Source organism: Clostridium sp. JNZ X4-2, assembly GCF_054889485.1.
In genome coordinates this window covers 1,449,774-1,470,212 of sequence record NZ_CM142685.1, presented here as the reverse complement: position 1 = coordinate 1,470,212, position 20,439 = coordinate 1,449,774, and the positions used below count along the sequence as shown (strand labels likewise).

Here is a 20,439-nt window from a genome sequence, read left to right as displayed (position 1 = left end):
AATAGTATTTTTTATTCAGCTTCATTTATAATATCATAAAAAATATCCATATATTACTATGTTTTGTCAGTTGCAAATATCTTTATTATATTTAAGGCAAAAATATTTATGACTTATAATGATATATTTATATCTATTATTATAATATTCTTTATTTTATGTCAAATATTAATCAAGTATTTCTGGGTACATTGAAGTTACCCCTGAAGTCAGTTCTACTTTATAAAGCTGAGGTGTTATGGACTAAAATAAAGGCATATACTGTGTATAATCTATATGGATTATACACAGTATATGCCTGCCATGGAAAATCAAGTATATTATAAGATGTTTTATTTATATAAAATTATATCTAGACGAATAAAGACAGTTGATTGGTTTCAGGCAGCCCTCTTAAAGCTCCATATTTATCCAAGGTCTCTATTACTGTTTTGGAAACCTTCGCCCTGATTCTCAAATCTTCCTTGGATATAAACTCTCCTTTTTCCCTGGCCTTCACTATATTCCCAGCAGCATTTTCTCCTACCCCGGTCAGGGAATTTATTGGAATTCTTATGCCCCCATCCTCCATTAAAAACCTTTTTGCATCGGATTTATACAAATTTACCCTTAAAAATTTTATTCCCCTTTTATACATCTCATAGCACAATTCCAATATTGTAATCAGTCCCTTGTCCTTTTGAGTTATATTATTGCCCAGTGCATAGAGTTCATCTCTTTTTTTCTTTATAGCTTCTTCACCTTGAACAACTATATCAGCATCAAATTCATCTGCTCTTACTGTAAAATATGTAGCATAATATGCCTTGGGATAGTATACTTTAAAATATGCTATTCTAACTGCCATCATTACATAGGCTACCGCATGGCCTTTAGGGAACATGTACTTTATCTTTTTACAGGATTCAATATACCAATTTGGAACATCATGTTCTTTCATTTCCTTTTCGTATTCCTCTTTAAGCCCCTTGCCCTTTCTTACCTTTTCCATTATAGTAAAGGCTGTCTTCGGCGGAAGGCCTTTATGGATTAAATACATCATTATATCATCTCTACAGGCTATACAGTCTCTAAGAGTAGTATAGCCCTCTTTTATATAATACTGGGCATTATTTATCCACACATCAGTCCCATGGGACAATCCCGATATTCTGACTAAATCCGAAAAAGTCTTAGGGTGTGTATCCAGTAACATCTGTCTTACGAACTTAGTGCCAAATTCAGGCAGCCCATAAGTTCCTACAGGGCATTCAAGTTCTTCCTTAGTAACTCCCAGTGCATCCGGAGATGTAAATAAACTCATTACTTTATGATCTCCAAGAGGTATACTTTTAGGATCCACTCCTGTTAAATCCTGAAGCATTCTAAGCACCGTAGGATCATCATGTCCAAGTATATCCAGTTTTAAAAGCCTTCCACTTATGGAATGATAATCAAAATGTGTTGTTATTATATCTGTATTGTTGTCATCCGCAGGATGCTGCACAGGTGTAAAATTATATATCTCATTGTCACTTGGAACTACCATAACACCTCCAGGATGTTGGCCTGTAGTTCTTTTTATTCCTGTACACCCCTTTGTAAGTCTTTCTATTTCAGCTTGAGGCACAATCATATTTTTTTCTGATAAATATTTTTTTACATATCCATAAGCAGTTTTTTCAGCTATAGTACCTATAGTACCTGCCCGAAATACATGTCCTTCACCAAATAGCACCTCCGTGTACTTATGTACTACAGGCTGATATTCCCCGGAAAAATTCAAATCTATATCCGGTTCCTTGTCGCCTGCAAATCCCAGAAATGTTTCAAAAGGTATGTCATAACCATCTTTTATAAGCTTTTCACCACATTCAGGACAGTTTTTATCTGGCAGATCAACCCCGGCTCCTATAGAACCATCTGTAAAGAACTCACTGTACTTACATTTTGGACAGACATAATGAGGCGGCAGTCCATTTACCTCCGTAATGCTTGACATGGTTGCCACAAGAGAAGAACCTACTGATCCCCTGGAGCCAACTAAATAACCATCTTTATAGGATTTTGCCACCAATTTTTCTGCAATTAAATAAAGTACTGCATATCCATTATTTATTATAGAACTTAGTTCCTTATCCAATCTTTTCTCAACAATTTCAGGAAGATCCTTACCGTAAATGGAATGTACTTTTTTAAGTGTCATATCTTTTATTTGATCTTCTGCGCCTTCAATTTTAGGAGGGAAGGTTTCATCAGGTATAGGTTTTACTTCCTCTATCATATCTGAAATTTTATTGGTGTTTTCAATAACTACTTCTTCTGCCTTTTCCCTGCCTAAGTATTGAAATTCAGAAAGCATTTCATCTGTAGTTCTAAAATAAAGAGGCGGCTGATTATCTGCATCCGAGTATCCCTGGCCTGACATTATTATACGCCTGAACACCTCATCTTTCGGATCCATAAAATGTACATCTCCTGTGGCCACCACAGGCATGTTATTTTTTTGTCCAAGTTCACATATCCTCTTGTTTATGTTTTCCAGCTCAATTTTATCTTTAACTAAACCGTTTTTTACAAGAAACATATTATTTCCTATAGGTTGTATCTCCAGATAATCATAAAAACTCAATATATCCTTTAGTTCCTCATCACTTTTGCCGCTTAATACTTCCTTATACACCTGACCTGCTTCACAGGCACTTCCTATTATGAGTCCTTCTCTGTATTTCATTATCAAGCTTTTAGGCATTCTGGGTTTTTTAAAAAAATATTTTAAATTGGACTCAGAAACAAGTTTGTATAAATTTTTCAAACCCTTTTGATTTTTTACCAGTATTATAAGATGATACATGGGCTGTTTTTTTACATCTATATTGCTTAAAAATTCTTCATTCAATTTATGCAGCTTTAAAATATCCCTTTCCCTTAAAATTTTAAAGCATTTCAAAAGTATATCACAAGTAGCTCCTGCATCATCTACTGCCCTGTGATGATTTTCCAGGGATACCCCCAAATGCTTTGCCACTGTATTCAACTTGAATTTTTTAAGTTCAGGAAATAAAAATTTACAAAGTGGTATTGTGTCCATAACAGGATTTTCAAATTTCAAATTTAAATCACCGCAGTTCTTCTTTATAAATCCAACATCAAAGCTGGCATTATGTGCCACTACCACGGAATCACCTATGAATTTCATAAATTTGGGTAAAATCTCCTTTATATTGCCACAATTCTCTACCATTTCATCTATGATTCCTGTAAGTTCCACAATCCGATCAGGTATGGCCCTTTCTGGATTTACAAATTCACTGAACTTATCCACCACTTTTTCATCTTTTATCTTCACTGCACCTATTTCTATTATGCTGTCATTTATACTGGAAAAGCCTGTGGTTTCAATATCAAAAACAACATAGGTATCATCCAATGTTCTGTCATCTCCATTTATCACAATAGGTACTCCATCATCCACCAGATAGGACTCTATACCATATATTATCTTGATATTGTTTTTCTTAGCAGCCTCCATGGCTTCTGGATAAGCCTGAACTACTCCATGATCTGTTATAGCAATAGCTTTATGATTCCAACTAGCTGCCCTCTCAATAAGGCTTGAAGCAGAGCTGACCGCATCCATGGCACTCATTTGAGTATGGAGATGAAGTTCCACTCTCTTTTTAGGTGCATCATCCAGCTTTTCCTTTTTCTTGATTTTAACTATATCCCTAGCCATTACAACCAATTCCCTGGCATAAATATCATTTACAGCTTCTCCCCTTACCATGCAAAAAAGGCCCTCTTTTATTTCATCTATTATTCTATCTGCATCTTTAGGTCTTGGAAAAAACTTTACAATAATAGAACTGGTATAGTCTGTTATGTAAAAAGTAATTATTTTTCTTCCAGTTTTAGTTTCTATAACTTCCTTTTTAAATATCTCTCCCTTTATAATAACTGCCTTAGAAATTTCAGTTATGTCTCGAATATCCACAATATCTCCATTTATATTTTTTCCAATTATAACAGGATTTCTGTCAGTGACACTACTCTCCTGTAAAAAATTTTTACCTCCATTATTCTGTTTAGATTCCTGAACACCTCTGCCCATTCCGCCTTCTTTATTTTGACAATTCAAAATATCTTCTATGTACCTTTTTTCCTCTTTTTCACTTTCTTCCAGGTAATTCTCCACATTTAGTTTTTCATCATAATCCAATATTACAGAACAATCAACTCCAAATATATTCCTAATGCTTCTTACCATAAGTTTTTCCATATTCTTGTTTTTCAGCAGATTGCATATAAACTCATTTCCACTAAAAACTTTAATTATATCCTTTTCCACTTCTCTGGATGATTTCAACAAAAATTCCCTGCAAACAGGTATATATGAACTTAAGACATCTACCAATTGAGCCCAATAATTTTCGCTTATTTCTTTTAAAGACACATTTGATATATCCCTGTAGCATATGAGATCAATATTGAAAAAATCTCCAAGCTTTTTAGTGATTATGTTTTTTATCTTGCTCTGTACACTGTGATTTAAATTTTCTCCGGATTTCACTATTACTTTCAATTTATTGCTTTTTCTCAAATATTGTATCTTTAGAAGTTTTATATCCTCTTCCAGGGTATGACTGTCATAATCCAAGTCCTTCTGTAGAATTTTTACAATGTCAAGACTCATCTTTTACCCCCTCTTCTTATAACCCTACTGTTTATTCTTTAAGGCAGGTAATTAAATTTTTTCTATTTCCTCTATAAGGGCTTCTACCAAATCCTCTTCCCTTACTTTTTTTACTATACTTCCCTTTTTAAATATAAGACCTTCCCCTTTGCCTCCTGCTATGCCAATATCCGCTTCCCTTGCTTCTCCCGGACCGTTTACCACGCATCCCATAACAGCTACCTTTATATTTTTATGAACATTTAAAAGTCTCTTTTCCACCTCTTGTGCTATTTCAATTAAATCAATTTCAGTTCTGCCACAGGTAGGACAGGATATAAATTCAATACCCTCTTTTAAAAGCCCGCAGGATTTTAGTATTTCCCTTCCCACTCTTACTTCTTCCACAGGATCCCCTGTAAGAGAAACCCTTATGGTGTCTCCTACACCTTCCATCAAAAGAGTTCCTATTCCAACAGTTGATTTTATAGTTCCTCTCCATATAGTACCTGCCTCGGTTACTCCCAAATGCAGGGGATAATCTACAATCCTGGATATATTTCTGTAACTCTCCACCATTTGACTTACATTTGAGGACTTTATGGATATAACTGTGTTGTAAAATCCCACATCTTCTAATATTTTTACATGCTCTAATGCACTATCCACAAGTGCCTGGGCACATACACCTCCATATTTATTTAAAATGTCCTTTTTTAAAGATCCGGAATTTACTCCTATTCTAATGGGAATCTTCGCCTTTTCAGCTGACCTTGCAACTTCTCTCACCTTGTATATATCCCCAATATTACCAGGATTTATTCTAAGAGCGGAAATCCCATTTTCTATGGAATCAAGAGCTAATTTGTAATCAAAATGTATATCCGCCACAACGGGTATATCTACTCTTTCCACAATCTTTTTAAGTGCAGCACAGGCTTCTCCATCAGGAACTGCACATCTTACTATATCACATCCCGCCTTTTTCAATCGGTTTATTTGATCCACAGTATTTTCTACATTTCCCGTATTGGTGTTAGTCATGGACTGTACTGCTATAGGAGCATCACCGCCTATAAATATATTTCCCACTTTTACCTTTCTGGTTTTTAATCTGTTCACTCTTTCACCCCCGACTGCAAGCTAGTTCATTAAAATTTTACAGGATAAAGTATATCTTTTACTGTTACAATCACCATAAGAGTCATAAGTAGAGCAAATCCCACATAATTTATCATTCCCACCTTATTGTCATCTACTTTTCTTCCCGTTATTATTTCAAATAGAAATAGGAATATATAGCCTCCATCCAGTGCTGGAAATGGTATTATATTAAATATTGCCAGCTGTATGCTTATATATGCAGAAAATGCAAGCAGACTCAATATACCGGCTTTTGCCGCCGCACCGGAAATCTTTATTATAGTCACAGGACCACCTACGTCATTCATTGATGCCTTACCTCTAAATAATGTTTTAAAAAAACTAAAGGTTTGTTTTATTAAAGATCTAGTCTCTATAAATCCATAGGATATGGATTGCCCCAAACCAGGGCTAGTTACCTGAGTTCCCTCTATTCCCACCATATATCTGTTTTCCTTCTGATCTTTTACAGGAGTTACCAAGACCTGTTTTGTCACTCCCTGACGCTGATAAGTTATATTAATAGGACTTCCTCCCACAGTATATACTTCCGTTACAAAATCTTCCCAGGTTGAAATTTTAGAATTATTAACCCTGGTTATTCTGTCTCCTGCTTTAATACCTGCCACAGCTGCCGGCTGATTTGGAAGTGTACTATTTACTATTGGTGACATATATCCTCTTGCAGAAGCTATAATTGAAAATAAAACCACACCCAGTATAAAATTCATTATAGGTCCTGCTATGACAACACTGAGCTTTCTAATGGAACTCTTGTTGTTAAAAGCCTTTGGATCATCACTTTTACCTTCATCCCCAAGCATTTTTACGTAACCGCCAATAGGAAGCAGCTTTATTAAATATTCTGTTTCTCCTCCCTTTATTCCAAAAAGCCTGGGACCCATACCTATGGAAAACTCTTCAACCTTTACTCCATTTATTTTTGCCATTATAAAATGTCCTAATTCATGAATTATAATCAATACACCAAAGGCTATTATGGCTGCTATTATATACAAATTTATTCCTCCTAATCATATTTCTTATTTACCAAATTTAGTTTTTACATATTCTTTAACTTTTATTTCTACATAAAGCAGATCCTCCAATTGGAAATTATTCAAAGGAGAAAATTTATTCATACATTCCTCCAGTATATGGCTTATATCTAAAAATTTAATTTTATGTAAAAGAAACAGTTCCACAGCTTCTTCATTTGCACAATTCAATATGGCAGGCATTGTTCCACCGATTTTTCCTGCTTCATAAGCCAATTTCAAAGGCTTAAAAGTATCTATATCAGGTTTTTCAAAGCTTAAATTTTGTAAATTATAAAAATCCAATCTGTTTACCACAGCTTTTCCTCTTTTGGGGTAATTCAGAGCATACTGGATAGGAAGCCTCATATCGGTGCTGGCAAGTTGTGCCATAACACTCCCATCTTTATATTCTACCATGGAATGGACTATACTTTCTGGATGAACTACCACCTTTATTTTCTCGTAAGGCAAATTAAAAAGCCAATGTGCTTCTATAACTTCCAATCCTTTATTCATTAGAGTAGCAGAATCTATTGTAATCTTTCTGCCCATATGCCAGCTGGGATGTTTTAATGCCTGATCCACTGTAACATTTAAAAGTTGTTCTCTGCTTTTCCCCCTAAAAGGTCCCCCTGAAGCAGTTATAAGCAAATTTTCCACATCACTGTGTTTATTTCCCTGAAGGCACTGAAAAATAGCACCGTGTTCTGAATCCACGGGAATCAAACTCACATTGTTTTCCTCTGCCAATTTTGTAACCAGTTCTCCTCCCACTACCAGGGTCTCTTTATTTGCCAGTGCTATATTTTTTCCCGATTCAACAGCTTTAATGGTTGGAATAAGTCCACACATTCCCATTACCGAAGTTACTACCATATCAATCTCAGGTAAACTTGCTATAGTATTTAATCCTTCTGTACCAAATAGTATTTCTAAATTTGTATTTTTATTACTAAAATATTCTTTAAACTTCAAATAAGCTTTTTTTTCAGTCAGCACTGCATATGAAGGATTAAATTCCTCAACTATATGCAGAAGCTTTTCTGCATTGCTGTTTGCAGACACTCCTACAAGCTGAAAATTCTCCTTATCTTTTCTCAATACATCCAGCGTTTGAGTTCCTATAGAGCCTGTAGTACCAAGTATTGAAATTTTTTTCATCAATAACAACTCCTTATTTTGAATCCAATCCACAGAGCAAATAAGATTTTAACATGATTAACTATACCATATTTATCTTATAAAATAAATAATAGAGAAGTACATTAAATATACTTCTCTCCTTAAATAAAGGCTATAAACATTAGATAATAAACTACTATCACTCCTGAAAAAAGTATGCTGTCAAACCTGTCTAAAATGCCGCCATGCCCCGGTATTAAATTGCTATAGTCCTTTACTCCCACAAACCTTTTTATGGAAGAAGCAGTCAAATCTCCAAACTGACAAAAAGAACCACAGAGAATTCCCATTATTAAATAATGATGTAATGCTATTGGTACTCCCCTTTTAATGGCAAAATATCCAAACAACCCGCATATGAGTATGCTTCCCAGCACTCCTCCCAGAGAGCCTTCTACAGTTTTTTTAGGGCTTACTTTGGGACAAAGCTTTCTCCTGCCCAAAAACCTGCCTGTATAATAAGCTGCCGTATCACAGCTCCAGGCAGATATGATTATGAGCCACACCAGATAATTCCCATATGATCCACTGTTAACCAGAACTATAGTGCTAAAAAATAAAGCCACATATAAAAAACCAAATAGGGTGCAGGCTATATCTATAAAATTATAATCCGTATCCAGAACAGGAATGCACAATAGCATAAACATTGAAACAACTATAGTAAAAAATATAAATTTATAGTTTACTTCAGCTCCTAAAGTCATGTAATATGCTATACACAGTAAATATCCTATTATATTTATGGCATTTATACCTTTTTGTTTTATTACCTTATAAAACTCATACATTCCCATAAGTGAAATAACCATAATCCCATATTTCAGGTAAACTCCACCCAAAAATAGAATTAAAATAAAAGGTATGAGTGTAAATGCACCCAAATATCTATTGTTCACTTATACACCTCCATGCAAAAATTAAAACTAAAAATTGTGTTTACTCTACTGAGCCAAATCTTCTGTCCCTGTTTTGATAATCAAAAATAGCTTTATGAAGATGTTCTTTTCTAAAATCCGGCCACTTTATATTGGAATACCAAAATTCAGAATATGCACACTGCCATAAAAGGAAATTACTGAGACGCTGTTCCCCGCTGGGTCTTATTATAAGATCAGGATCAGGCATACCTTTAGTATACATATAGTTTGATATTGTGTCTTCATTTATATCTTCTTCCCTTATTTTCCCCGATTTTATATCTTCATACATCAATTTGAAAGCCCTTGTTATTTCATATCTTCCCCCATAATTTAATGCCAGATTTAAAGTTAATCCAGTATTATTTTTAGTGTTTTCATGAGATATGATAAGTTCCTTCTGACACAAATCAGGCAGTTTGGATATATCTCCAATATAATTTATTATCACATTATTATAATTTAATTCTTTAAATTCCTTTTTTAAATATTCCGCTAAAAGTTTCATAAGGGCACTTACTTCATCTTTAGGCCTTTTCCAGTTCTCGGTAGAAAAGGCATACAGTGTAAGATATTTTACTTTTAAAACACTGCATTCCTTTACAACTTCTCTTATAGCTTCTACTCCCGCTTTATGTCCTATACTTCTTGGGAGATTCCTCTCCTTTGCCCATCTTCCATTTCCATCCATTATAATGGCTATATGCTTTGGAATATTATTTAAATCAATACATATATTTTCATCACTGTATTCCTTTTTCTTATCCGTATTAAAAAATCTTAACATAAATGTATCTCCATTCATTATCATTTTTAAATTTTACTTTTGATAAAAAACCTGCAGTTCAGCAGGTTTTAAAAGTTTAATTATTATAATGACATGACTTCCTTTTCCTTCTTTTCAACTATATCATCTATATTTTTTATAAAACCATCAGTTTTCTTTTGCATTTCTCCTTCAGCTTTTTTTATTTCATCTTCAGAAATATCGCTTTCTTTTTTTAAAACCTTTAATTTATCATTGCTGTCTCTTCTTATTCCCCTTACAGCCACCTTGGATTCCTCTCCTAATTTTTTTATGTTTTTAACTAGGTTTCTCCTGGTTTCCTCCGTAAGTTCAGGTATCATGAGCCTTATAACTTCTCCATCATTGGACGGATTTATACCTAGATCTGATTTTAATATTGCCTTTTCTATAGCTTTTAATGCATTTTTATCCCAAGGTTGTATAACAAGCATCCTTGCTTCCGGAATAGATATGTTTCCCATTTGATTTACCGGAGTCATGGTTCCATAATATTCTGCTTCTATCCTGTCCAGTATAGCAGGTGTAGCCCTCCCCGCCTTCATGGAAGCCAGTTCTTTTTTTAAAGACTCTATAGTTTTCCCCATTTTTTCATCTGCACTTTTTAAAGTATCCTTAATCATATAAAATACCTCCTCATTTTATTCTTTACAAACAAGAGTTCCAATTTTTTCTCCAATGACAGTCTTTCTTATATTTTTTGGATCATCCAAGCCAAATACTAAGATAGGTATATCGTTGTCCATGCAAAGAGATGTAGCCGTAGAATCCATAACCTGAAGTCCCTTTTCAAGCACTTCGATATAGGTTAATTTGTCAAATTTTTTGGCGTCATTATATTTATGAGGATCCTTGTCATACACACCATCTACTTTTTTTGCAAGCAGTATAACATCTGCCTCTATTTCTGCCGCTCTAAGCGCTGCTGTAGTATCTGTTGAAAAATAAGGATTCCCTGTACCTGCTGCAAATATAACAACTCTATTTTTTTCTAAATGTCTCATTGCCCGTCTTCTTATAAATGGTTCTGCTACTTCTCTCATCTCAATAGCTGTCTGCACTCTGGTATTCACCCCTAAATTCTCCAATGAATCCTGAAGTGCCAGAGCATTTATACATGTAGCAAGCATTCCCATATAATCTGCAGTTGTCCTATCCATGCCTTTCCCGCTTCTGCCTCTCCATATGTTTCCACCGCCAACTACAACTCCTACTGATACTCCCATGGCTATAAGCTCTTTTATTTCAACAGCTATATTTTTTGCCACATCAAAATCTATTCCATAACCATTTTTTCCTGAAAGAGCTTCGCCTGAAAGTTTAAGCATTACTCTTTTGTATCTAGCTAAACTCATATATATTATACCTCCAAATTATCATAAAGTGAAACTTAAAATTTACAAATTCTTTACATCTTAAAAAAAGAGAACACCCCGTGTTCTCTTTTTAGTTACTATTTACCCTCTATCTGCTTACGAACTTCCTCGGCAAAATCTTCTTCTTTCTTCTCTATTCCTTCACCTTTTTCAAATCTGACAAAATCAGACACTTTTATAGGTGAACCAATTTCCTTTGATTTCCTCTTGACATATTTATCAATAGTAAGATCAGAATCTTTAACCCATACTTGTTCTATCAAACAGTTTTCTTTATAATATTTTTGAACTTTTCCCATAATTATTTTATCCACAATTTTTTCAGGCTTTCCTTCATTTAATGCCTGAACCCTGTATATATCTTTTTCTTTATCCAAAATATCATTATCTACTGAATCTTTATCTAGAAACAATGGATTTGTAGCAGCTACCTGCATAGCTACATCTTTTGCAACCTCTTTTAAAACTTCACCTTGATCATTGCATTCAAGTTTTACCAAAACTCCTATTCTACCGCCGCCATGAATATAACTTTCAATTAGGCCATTTGAAACAGAAAACTTTTTGAACCGTCTTACTGCCATATTTTCTCCTAATTTTGCAATGAGGGCTATCAAAGTTTCTCCTACAGTTTTACTATTGTCTAATATATATTTTTCTTTAAGCAGCTCTTCCACATTGGAAGCCTTGGAGTCAACTGCCTGCTTTGCTAAATTGTCAACAAAACTTACAAAGTCCGAATTTACTGCTACAAAATCAGTTTCACAGTTCACCTCTACTATTGAGGCAGCTTTGCCATCTTCTGAAACATAGGTTTTAACCAATCCTTCAGAAGCCACCCTTCCAGATTTTTTAGCTGCAGCAGCTAATCCTTTTTCCCTCAATATTTCAATGGCCTTTTCAGTATCTCCATTGGTTTCACTTAAAGCTTTCTTGCAGTTCATCATTCCTGCTCCAGTTCTCTCTCTGAGTTCCTTTACCATCTGTGCAGTTATCATAAGTATATTCCGTTATTTAAAAACTATGGAATTTCATAAAACATGATAAAATTCCAAGTTTACTTCCCCATTCATAATGCCTAAAGCTACACTTTATCTAGGTCCGACACTCCCAGGGCTTATATTCGGATGCATTACACCCTATATGGCAACTTACAAGCTATTTCAATTGCCAAATAACGGTTTTTCAACTCCTCTCACATTCGTATTTGACCCTATTGCATATATCTCATTATAATAAGCTACTCTTCAGCTAATTGTTCTCCCTGTCTTCCTTCCATTACAGCATCTGCCACTTTAGATGTAATTAACTTTACAGCCCTTATAGCATCATCGTTTCCTGGTATGATATAATCTACCTCATCAGGATCGCAATTTGTATCAACTATGGCTACTACAGGAATTCCCAAAATCTTAGCTTCCGATATGGCATTTTTTTCTTTTCTTGGATCAACAACAAATAATGCTCCTACATTTTTAGCATCCATATTCTTGATTCCGCCTAAATTTTTCTCCAGCTTTTCTTTTTCATTCTTTAATTTTATAACCTCTTTTTTTGGAAGAACTTCAAAAGTACCGTCTTCCTCCATTTTTTCCAGTTCTTCTAATTTTCCTATTCTAGTTTTTATAGTTGCAAAATTAGTAAGCATACCGCCAAGCCATCTATTATTGACATAGTACATATTGCTTCTCTTTGCTTCTTCTTGAATAGCTTCCTGAGCTTGCTTTTTTGTCCCAATAAATAATATATCTTTTCCCTCTTCTGAAACCTTTTTTATAAACTCATAAGCTTCTTCAACCTTTTTCACTGTTTTTTGTAAATCTATTATATAGATTCCATTTCTTTCTGTAAAAATATAAGGAGCCATTTTAGGGTTCCATCTTCTTGTCTGATGTCCAAAATGAACACCTGCTTCCAATAATTGTTTCATAGAAATAACTGACATTTATTTTCCCTCCTAGGTTTTTCCTCCACTATCTTCATATTCATAAATCACTCAAAGCACCTTTATTATGAATTAGATAATGTGTGTATTTTATTACCTTATGTAGTATATCATAATGGATGTATCTATTCAATAAAAAAATTAGGGTTTTCAATTTATATTCATTTATTTTATCTTTTTTAATTCATCCAATAATTTTTCATTTAATATTTTGATGTGTGTTCCCTTCATTCCAAGAGATCTGGATTCTATTACTCCAGCACTTTCAAATTTTCTAAGTGCATTTACAATTACAGATCTGGTTATGCCAACCTTATCTGCTATTTTTGAAGCTACAAGCAATCCTTCATTTCCATCCAGCTCGCTGAATATATGTTCCACTGCCTCCAATTCAGAATAGGATAATGTGCCAATTGCCAATTGAACTACCGCCTTTTTCCTGGCTTCTTCCTCTATTTCATCATTTTTAGCTCTTAATATCTCAAGGCCTATTATAGTAGCACTGTATTCTGATAATATCAGATCCTCATCTATGAACCTATCTCCAAAACTAGCTAATAATAAGGTACCGAGTCTTTCCCTGTTCCCCACTATAGGAACTATGGTAGTCAGCTTATTATCCAGATTGCAGGGACTTCCATCTTCAAAAACACAAATTCCATGGTTGGATAAATTAGGAAGAGTTTCACGGGCATTTAACAATTTATTGTTGTAATGTTCAGGAAACCTCATTTCACTTATTACCTTATCCTTAACGGTATCACATTCAAAACCATCTGGAAAATTATATCCCAATATTTTTCCTCTTCTGCTAATAATATAGACATTACAGCCTAAAACTTCACTTAACAATTTACATATATCATCAAAAACTACTGGTTCTGTTCCTGATTTTTGTAATATCTTATTCAATTTTCTTGTTTTATCTAATAGTGTTGTCATTTATAGTCCTCCTTGTTACCACTAATTTTATTTTATTTACATAAATACTACATTTTTTGGTTTTATTATATTTTCATTAAAAAATATGCTGATCTTAAAATTTTAGACTATATCAATAGTATAAACGATTATCAATATTTTAGACTTTTTAAAATATTTAGAATTATTCTTTATCCATTAATTATGATAACATAATAGTTATTATAATTCAACCGTATTTGCTAATATAATCAAAATACAGCTTAATATAGACTCATGTTCTATAATTAAACTGTATTTTTACCATTCAGGCCTTTTTATTTATCTAGATTTTATCCATCCTTTCAACTACTTTTCCTTCTTTATCCTTATTTTCTTCAGTATTATATTCTCTGTGTTTACATTCCGAGTTAGAACACTCCAAATAGTTTCCCCTGGCCTTGCTGTACTTTTTTACCATATAGTTTCCACACACAGGACATTTCTGGCTGACTGGTTCAAACCAGCTTACAAAATTGCAGTCTGGATAATTACTGCATCCATAAAACTTTCTGCCCTTTCTGCTCCTCTTAACTAAAACTTTTCCACCACATTTAGGACATTCAACATCTAACTCCTCCACTATTGGTTTGGTATTTTTACATTCAGGATAACCTGGACATGCTAAAAAGTCTCCAAACCTTCCATGCTTTATTACCATGTTCCTTCCACATTTATCACATTTTATATCTGTAACCTTATCTTCTATGGTAATTTTAGCAACTTCTCTTTCAGCCACTTCAATGGATTTTTTCAGTGGATCATAAAACTTTCCCACTACCTTTCTCCAATTGTCCTTTCCCTCTTCAATACTGTCCAATTTGGATTCCATTTCAGCAGTAAATTCCACATCTACTATTTGTTTAAAATATTCACTCAATATATTATTTACTATATTGCCTAATTCAGTGGGAATCAGAGTTTTCTTTTCCCTCTGTATATATTTTCTATCTAAAAGTGTAGATAAAATTGGTGCATAGGTACTAGGTCTTCCTATCCCATTTTCCTCAAGAGTCTTTACCAGAGAAGCTTCTGAAAATCTAGCTGGAGGTTGTGTAAAATGCTGTCTTCCATTTATAGACTTTTTAACAAGCAGTTCACCTTCTTTAAGTTTTGGCAAAGATCCATCAGATTTTTCATCTTCAGTTGCATATTCATACACCTTCATAAATCCATCGAACCTTATCTTGGAGCCACTGACTTTTAATCCATATTTATTGTTGACTATATCTATGGAAGTGACATCAATTTTTGAAGAAGCCATCTGACTTGCCAGAAATCTATTCCATATTAACTTGTAGAGTTTGTATTGTTCTGGCTTTAAATTTTCCCTGGCTTTATCAGGTGTTATTTCTATGTTGGTAGGTCTTATGGCTTCATGGGCATCCTGTATATTTTTTTTGCTTTTAAAATTTCTAGGTTTCTCTTCTATATATTCTTTTCCAAACTTATTTACCACAAAATCCCTGCAGGCTTCTTGCGCCTCTTTTGCAATCCTCACCGAGTCAGTCCTCATATAGGTTATAAGTCCTACAGTCCCATAACCTTTTATATCTATTCCTTCATACAATTGTTGAGCTACAGACATAGTTTTCTTAGTGGAAAAATTTAGCTTCTTGTAGGAATCCTGCTGCAGGGTACTAGTAATAAACGGCGGAAGCGGAGTTTTATTTTTACATGTGGTCTTAATTGATTTTACAATAAACTGCCCTTTCTCCAGATCTTTTATAATTTTATCTACTTCTTCTTTGGTGCCAATCTCAATTTTTTTCTTATCAAATGTAGTGAGTTTTACATTAAAGCATTTGATTGTGGATTCTTTATGAAGTTCACACTCTACAGTCCAATATTCCTTGGGTTCAAAATTTACTATCTTTTTTTCTCTTTCACATATCATCTTTAATGCTACGGATTGTACTCTTCCAGCACTTAAACCCCACTTGATTTTTTTCCAAAGTATTGGGCTTATCTTATATCCAACCAGTCTGTCCAATACCCTTCTGGCCTGCTGGGCATTAACTAAATTTATATTTATGGTTCTGGGAGACTTTATTGAACTCTTTATGGCATTCTTGGTAATCTCATGGAACTCTATTCTGCACTTTTCACTTTCATCTAATTTAAGTACATGAGACAGATGCCATGAAATTGCCTCTCCTTCCCTATCAGGGTCTGTTGCCAAATATACTTTTTCACTTTTTTTTGCCTCTTTTTTGAGTTTGTCTAAAAGTTCTCCTTTTCCTCTTATCGTTATATACTTAGGATTGTATTCATTATCTATATCAACTCCCAATTGGCTTTTCGGAAGATCTCTAACATGACCCATAGAAGCTTCCACTACATAATTTTTCCCTAAATATTTTCCTATAGTTTTAGCCTTGGCAGGTGATTCAACTATAACTAATTTTTGTCCCATCTTATGCTCTGGATATTTTTAAATTCACACCAGAGTCTACACCCCCTTATTTAAACATCAAACTTATTTTTTAACTATATAAATATACTATGCTGTTTCAGTTATTTTATCCGACGATTATCATCAGTTAAGTCATCAACTTCTTTGAAGTATGAAAATAAGCAATGCTCAGACCCCTGGATAAGTTCCTCTAAAGTTCAACGGCAATCATTCCTTATGAAAAGATTTCACCATACCTAAGAATCACTTGATAATATCTTCATTACTTTCAATCTTTGCATAATAATTTCCCTGAAGACATATTATTTCACCTTTTAACTGCAATTCAAATAATAACTCATATAATCGTTTTATGTCAACACCAGTTATTCTACATATTTCATCTATATGTATTGGAATGTTCCCAATAAGTCTGCATATTTTTTCCTCTGAAGCATTTAGTTCATAGTTTTTCATGCATTTTTTTTTCATATATTCCATAGGCAGTAAGTGAAATAAGTCCTCCATGCAGGTAAATACGTGGGCACCTTCTCTTATAAGTGTATTTGTTCCTTTGCTTTTAGAGGAAAATATGGAACCCGGCACCGCCATGACATCCTTTCCCTGTTCCAGCGCACAGTTTGCTGTTATTAGGGCACCACTTTTGTTTCCTGCTTCAATTACAACTGTCACATCACTCAATCCGCTTATAATTCTATTTCTCATTGGGAAATTATAAGGATATGGCTTGGTTTTGGGAATAAATTCAGATATAACACATCCTTTTTTTAAAATGTCCTCATATAATTTTCTATTTTCTCTAGGATATACGACATCCACTCCTGACCCAAGTACAGCACAGGTGCATCCTCCATTTTCTGCAGCTGCCCTGTGGGCGCAACTGTCGATTCCCCTTGCCATACCACTTATTATATTTACGTTATTTGCTGAAATTTCTTTACCCATTAATAAAGCTACATTTTTTCCATACAAACTGCAATCTCTGGCTCCTACAATTGCCACGCTTACATTATCCAGGATTTTAATATTTCCTTTATAAAACAACACTGCCGGAGAATCATCATAATTCTTTAATCTATAAGGGTAAGTGTCCTCACAGTAATTTACAGCTTCAATACCTTCATTTAAAGAATACTCCGTCAAACTTTTCAATTCCTCTATATTCCAGGCTCTTCTCAATTCTCCATATATTCTACTACAGTCCCCGCCTAAAAACATAGAATTATTATTATAAATACTATGCATATATATTTGTTTTGTGCTTTTAAATTTATTCAAAATATTATTTTTTATTTTACTAGATATTCTAGCAGAAGCAAACCACAGATCATATATGTCCATAAACAATTCACATCCCATAATTATAATTATGTAAAAATTATGTTCATAATCCAATTATTTTATTCAGATTTTACAGTGTTTTATTTTTGAAAGTTTAAAACAAAATGTTATTGTCAAGAATTAAGCAGAGGTGATAATGACATGGCGGTTAAATTAAATACATCTTCCTTTTTGGGCATAGAAGGAAGTATAGTATCAGTAGAAGTGGACATTGAGAGAGGACTTCCTTCCTTCAATATAGTGGGATTGGCAGATACTTCCGTAAAGGAATCTAAAGAAAGGGTGAAGGCTTCCATTATAAATTCTGGATTTGAATTTCCTGTAAAAAAAATAGTAGTGAATTTGGCTCCTGCAGATATGAAAAAGGCGGGATCCTTATTTGATCTGCCTATAGCCATAGGTATATTGATATCCACAGGACAAATAAAATTTTATGACTGGGAAAAATTTTTGATACTTGGTGAACTGTCTTTGTCCGGCAACTTAAATAAAGTAAGAGGAGTACTTCCAATAACATTAGAAGGAATCAAAAATCATATTAAAAACTTCATAGTCCCTCTTGAAAATGCAGAAGAATGTTCTTCAATAAAGGGCAGCAACTGCTATGCCTTTGAGAATCTAAGACAAATAGTATATTTTATAAAATATAGGGACCTGCTTCCCTACAAGCATAAAAGGACACTGTCAAAACCTTCCCACACCTCTCCAGACTTTTCAGATGTGTTTGGGCAGGAAAGCTGCAAGAGAGCTTTAGAAGTAGCTGCAGCTGGAAACCACAATATAATCATGATAGGTCCGCCTGGTTCAGGCAAAACCATGATGGCAAAAAGAGTACCTACTATACTTCCGGATTTAAGTTATGAAAAATCACTGGAAGTTACTAAAATATACAGTGTAACTGGAAATTTAAATATAAATGAGGGACTTATAACTAAGCCTCCATTTAGAAATCCCCATCATACCAGTACAACTATTTCTCTAGTTGGCGGCGGGAGTAACTTAATGCCCGGTGAAATATCCCTTGCCCACAATGGAATACTTTTTTTAGATGAAATACTTGAATTCAAAAAAAATGTACTTGAAGTTTTAAGACAGCCTTTGGAAGAAAAGAAGATAACAATAAGCAGGGCCTCCGGCAGAGTTTCTTTTCCATGCAACTTCATGACTATCATGGCCACTAATCCCTGCCCCTGCGGAAACTTTGCTTCCAAAAAGCACTGCACATGTACAGATTTTGAAAGAAAAAGATATATATCAAAACTATCCAGTCCCATCATTGACAGAATAGATCTATTTACTTTTGTAAATTCTCTGGATTTCAAGGACATTCAAAATTACAAAAAAAGTGAATCCTCCAAATTAATAAGGGAAAGGGTGGAAAAAACACGAAAAATTCAAAAGAAAAGATTCAAGAGCCAGGGTATATATTGTAATTCAGAAATGAACAGTATTCTCATAAAAAAATACTGTAAACTCAACAAAAAATCCACGGATATACTGGAAAAAGTCTACTCCAAATATAATTTAACCACTAGAGCTTATGGCAAAATTTTAAAGGTATCCCGAACAATAGCGGATTTAGACAACAGTGAATACATAAATGAATCCCATTTAATTGAAGCACTTTGCTATAGAAAATTTATGAATGGAGATTTCATATAGCATATTAGGCAGTAATATATTTGTCTCAATTTCTATTTTATTGAAAAATTGCCTTTATTTATATTTACAAAAATTGTATAATATAGATAATCTAAATTTATTTCATGGCTGCATTGTCAGCCCCATATTTCACAAGGTGGCAGGCAATGCTCCGCTACGGATAAGTTTTTCCCCTAAAGAATAACATATTTTAAGCGCTAAAGATACCTGGAATACTGTTAATAAGGTTCAGACACGGAAGCATTCCCTATGGGGAAATTCCACCTTAACCCAAGAATAACCCGAGCTTTGATTATTATGAATGGAGGTATAATTATATGTATTTTTTTCTGGTCATACTGGGTCTAATTATAGGTATCACATTAATTTTAATTGGAATTAATATAAGAAATAATGATATTATAAGTATCGGAGGTGTACTTTCCATATTCTTCCTACTAATTTGCATAAATATATATATACCAACCCTTGTCAGTGACTTAAAAGCAAGTTTCATAAATATGTGCAGGTGAGAAAACCTATACATAAAATTTAATTTTCAAAACCAAATGCCATAATGCAAGTCTTTGCTATAAATGATATAATAATAAAAAGTTTTAAAATAGGAAGGGGAAATTTTATGCATTCTTTCAATAAGGATATAGGTTCCCTGGGTGAAGATATAGCTGAAAATTATTTAAGAGAAATTGGATATATAATATTGGAAAGAAATTTCAGGTGTAAAACAGGTGAAGTGGATATTGTTGGAAAGGATGGAAATTATCTTTGTTTTATAGAAGTCAAATCTCGTTATGGGAAGTTATATGGAAATCCCTGTGAAGCTGTAAATTACCCTAAATGTCTTAAAATATACAAAACAGCCAATGTATATATAATGAAAAAAAAGCTATTTAAATTCAATTTCAGATTTGACGTCATAGAGATAATATTCAACACCTACAACAATATTCCATCCATAAAGCTTATTAAAGATGCCTTTCAGATATAATTTAACTGTT

At 33.7% G+C, this 20,439-nt stretch carries 15 protein-coding genes; 2 read left to right on the top strand and 13 right to left on the bottom strand.

The window, feature by feature from the left end:
- Nucleotides 1–352: 352 nt before the first annotated feature.
- The 13 genes from ACYUJ6_RS07095 to dprA form a co-directional block, all read right to left on the bottom strand.
- Nucleotides 353–4,672, bottom strand: a complete 4,320-nt coding sequence (locus ACYUJ6_RS07095; protein WP_461845129.1) for a PolC-type DNA polymerase III — start codon at nt 4,670–4,672, stop codon at nt 353–355.
- A gap of 51 nt (nt 4,673–4,723) precedes the next feature.
- The gene (gene ispG / locus ACYUJ6_RS07090) at nt 4,724–5,773 is read right to left on the bottom strand and encodes a flavodoxin-dependent (E)-4-hydroxy-3-methylbut-2-enyl-diphosphate synthase (RefSeq protein WP_461845128.1); all 1,050 of its coding nucleotides are present in this window, start codon (nt 5,771–5,773) and stop codon (nt 4,724–4,726) included.
- A gap of 29 nt (nt 5,774–5,802) precedes the next feature.
- Entirely contained in the window at nt 5,803–6,813 is a 1,011-nt protein-coding gene (gene rseP / locus ACYUJ6_RS07085; protein ID WP_461845127.1) for an RIP metalloprotease RseP, read from the bottom strand.
- 24 nt (nt 6,814–6,837) lie between these two features.
- On the bottom strand, nt 6,838–7,995 hold the full coding sequence (locus ACYUJ6_RS07080; protein WP_461845126.1) for a 1-deoxy-D-xylulose-5-phosphate reductoisomerase: 1,158 nt from the start codon (nt 7,993–7,995) through the stop codon (nt 6,838–6,840).
- A 122-nt stretch (nt 7,996–8,117) separates the two neighbouring features.
- On the bottom strand, nt 8,118–8,915 hold the full coding sequence (locus ACYUJ6_RS07075; RefSeq protein ID WP_461845125.1) for a phosphatidate cytidylyltransferase: 798 nt from the start codon (nt 8,913–8,915) through the stop codon (nt 8,118–8,120).
- Between the two features lie 40 nt (nt 8,916–8,955).
- The gene (locus ACYUJ6_RS07070) at nt 8,956–9,723 is read right to left on the bottom strand and encodes an isoprenyl transferase (protein WP_461845124.1); all 768 of its coding nucleotides are present in this window, start codon (nt 9,721–9,723) and stop codon (nt 8,956–8,958) included.
- An 83-nt stretch (nt 9,724–9,806) separates the two neighbouring features.
- Nucleotides 9,807–10,364 (bottom strand): ribosome recycling factor, encoded by a 558-nt coding sequence (gene frr / locus ACYUJ6_RS07065; RefSeq protein ID WP_461845123.1) that lies wholly within the window; start codon nt 10,362–10,364, stop codon nt 9,807–9,809.
- A gap of 18 nt (nt 10,365–10,382) precedes the next feature.
- Complete coding sequence (gene pyrH, locus ACYUJ6_RS07060; RefSeq protein WP_461845122.1) at nt 10,383–11,096, bottom strand: UMP kinase; 714 nt, start codon at nt 11,094–11,096, stop codon at nt 10,383–10,385.
- 98 nt (nt 11,097–11,194) lie between these two features.
- Nucleotides 11,195–12,115, bottom strand: coding sequence for a translation elongation factor Ts (tsf, locus tag ACYUJ6_RS07055; protein WP_461845121.1), 921 nt, complete (start codon nt 12,113–12,115; stop codon nt 11,195–11,197).
- Nucleotides 12,116–12,357: 242 nt separating this feature from the next.
- The gene (rpsB, locus tag ACYUJ6_RS07050; protein ID WP_461845120.1) at nt 12,358–13,062 is read right to left on the bottom strand and encodes a 30S ribosomal protein S2; all 705 of its coding nucleotides are present in this window, start codon (nt 13,060–13,062) and stop codon (nt 12,358–12,360) included.
- Nucleotides 13,063–13,227: 165 nt separating this feature from the next.
- Nucleotides 13,228–14,004, bottom strand: coding sequence for a GTP-sensing pleiotropic transcriptional regulator CodY (gene codY, locus ACYUJ6_RS07045; protein WP_369703490.1), 777 nt, complete (start codon nt 14,002–14,004; stop codon nt 13,228–13,230).
- Nucleotides 14,005–14,308: 304 nt separating this feature from the next.
- A complete protein-coding gene (topA, locus tag ACYUJ6_RS07040) occupies nt 14,309–16,438 on the bottom strand; it encodes a type I DNA topoisomerase (protein ID WP_461845119.1) in 2,130 nt (709 codons plus the stop codon).
- Nucleotides 16,439–16,681: 243 nt separating this feature from the next.
- The gene (gene dprA, locus ACYUJ6_RS07035; protein WP_461845118.1) at nt 16,682–17,779 is read right to left on the bottom strand and encodes a DNA-processing protein DprA; all 1,098 of its coding nucleotides are present in this window, start codon (nt 17,777–17,779) and stop codon (nt 16,682–16,684) included.
- Between the two features lie 141 nt (nt 17,780–17,920).
- Between dprA and ACYUJ6_RS07030 the strand changes: the two genes are divergently transcribed.
- Together ACYUJ6_RS07030 and ACYUJ6_RS07025 are read left to right on the top strand one after the other, a co-directional pair.
- Nucleotides 17,921–19,441 (top strand): YifB family Mg chelatase-like AAA ATPase, encoded by a 1,521-nt coding sequence (locus ACYUJ6_RS07030; protein WP_461845117.1) that lies wholly within the window; start codon nt 17,921–17,923, stop codon nt 19,439–19,441.
- Nucleotides 19,442–20,060: 619 nt separating this feature from the next.
- A complete protein-coding gene (locus ACYUJ6_RS07025; protein WP_461845116.1) occupies nt 20,061–20,429 on the top strand; it encodes a YraN family protein in 369 nt (122 codons plus the stop codon).
- Nucleotides 20,430–20,439 lie beyond the last annotated feature (10 nt).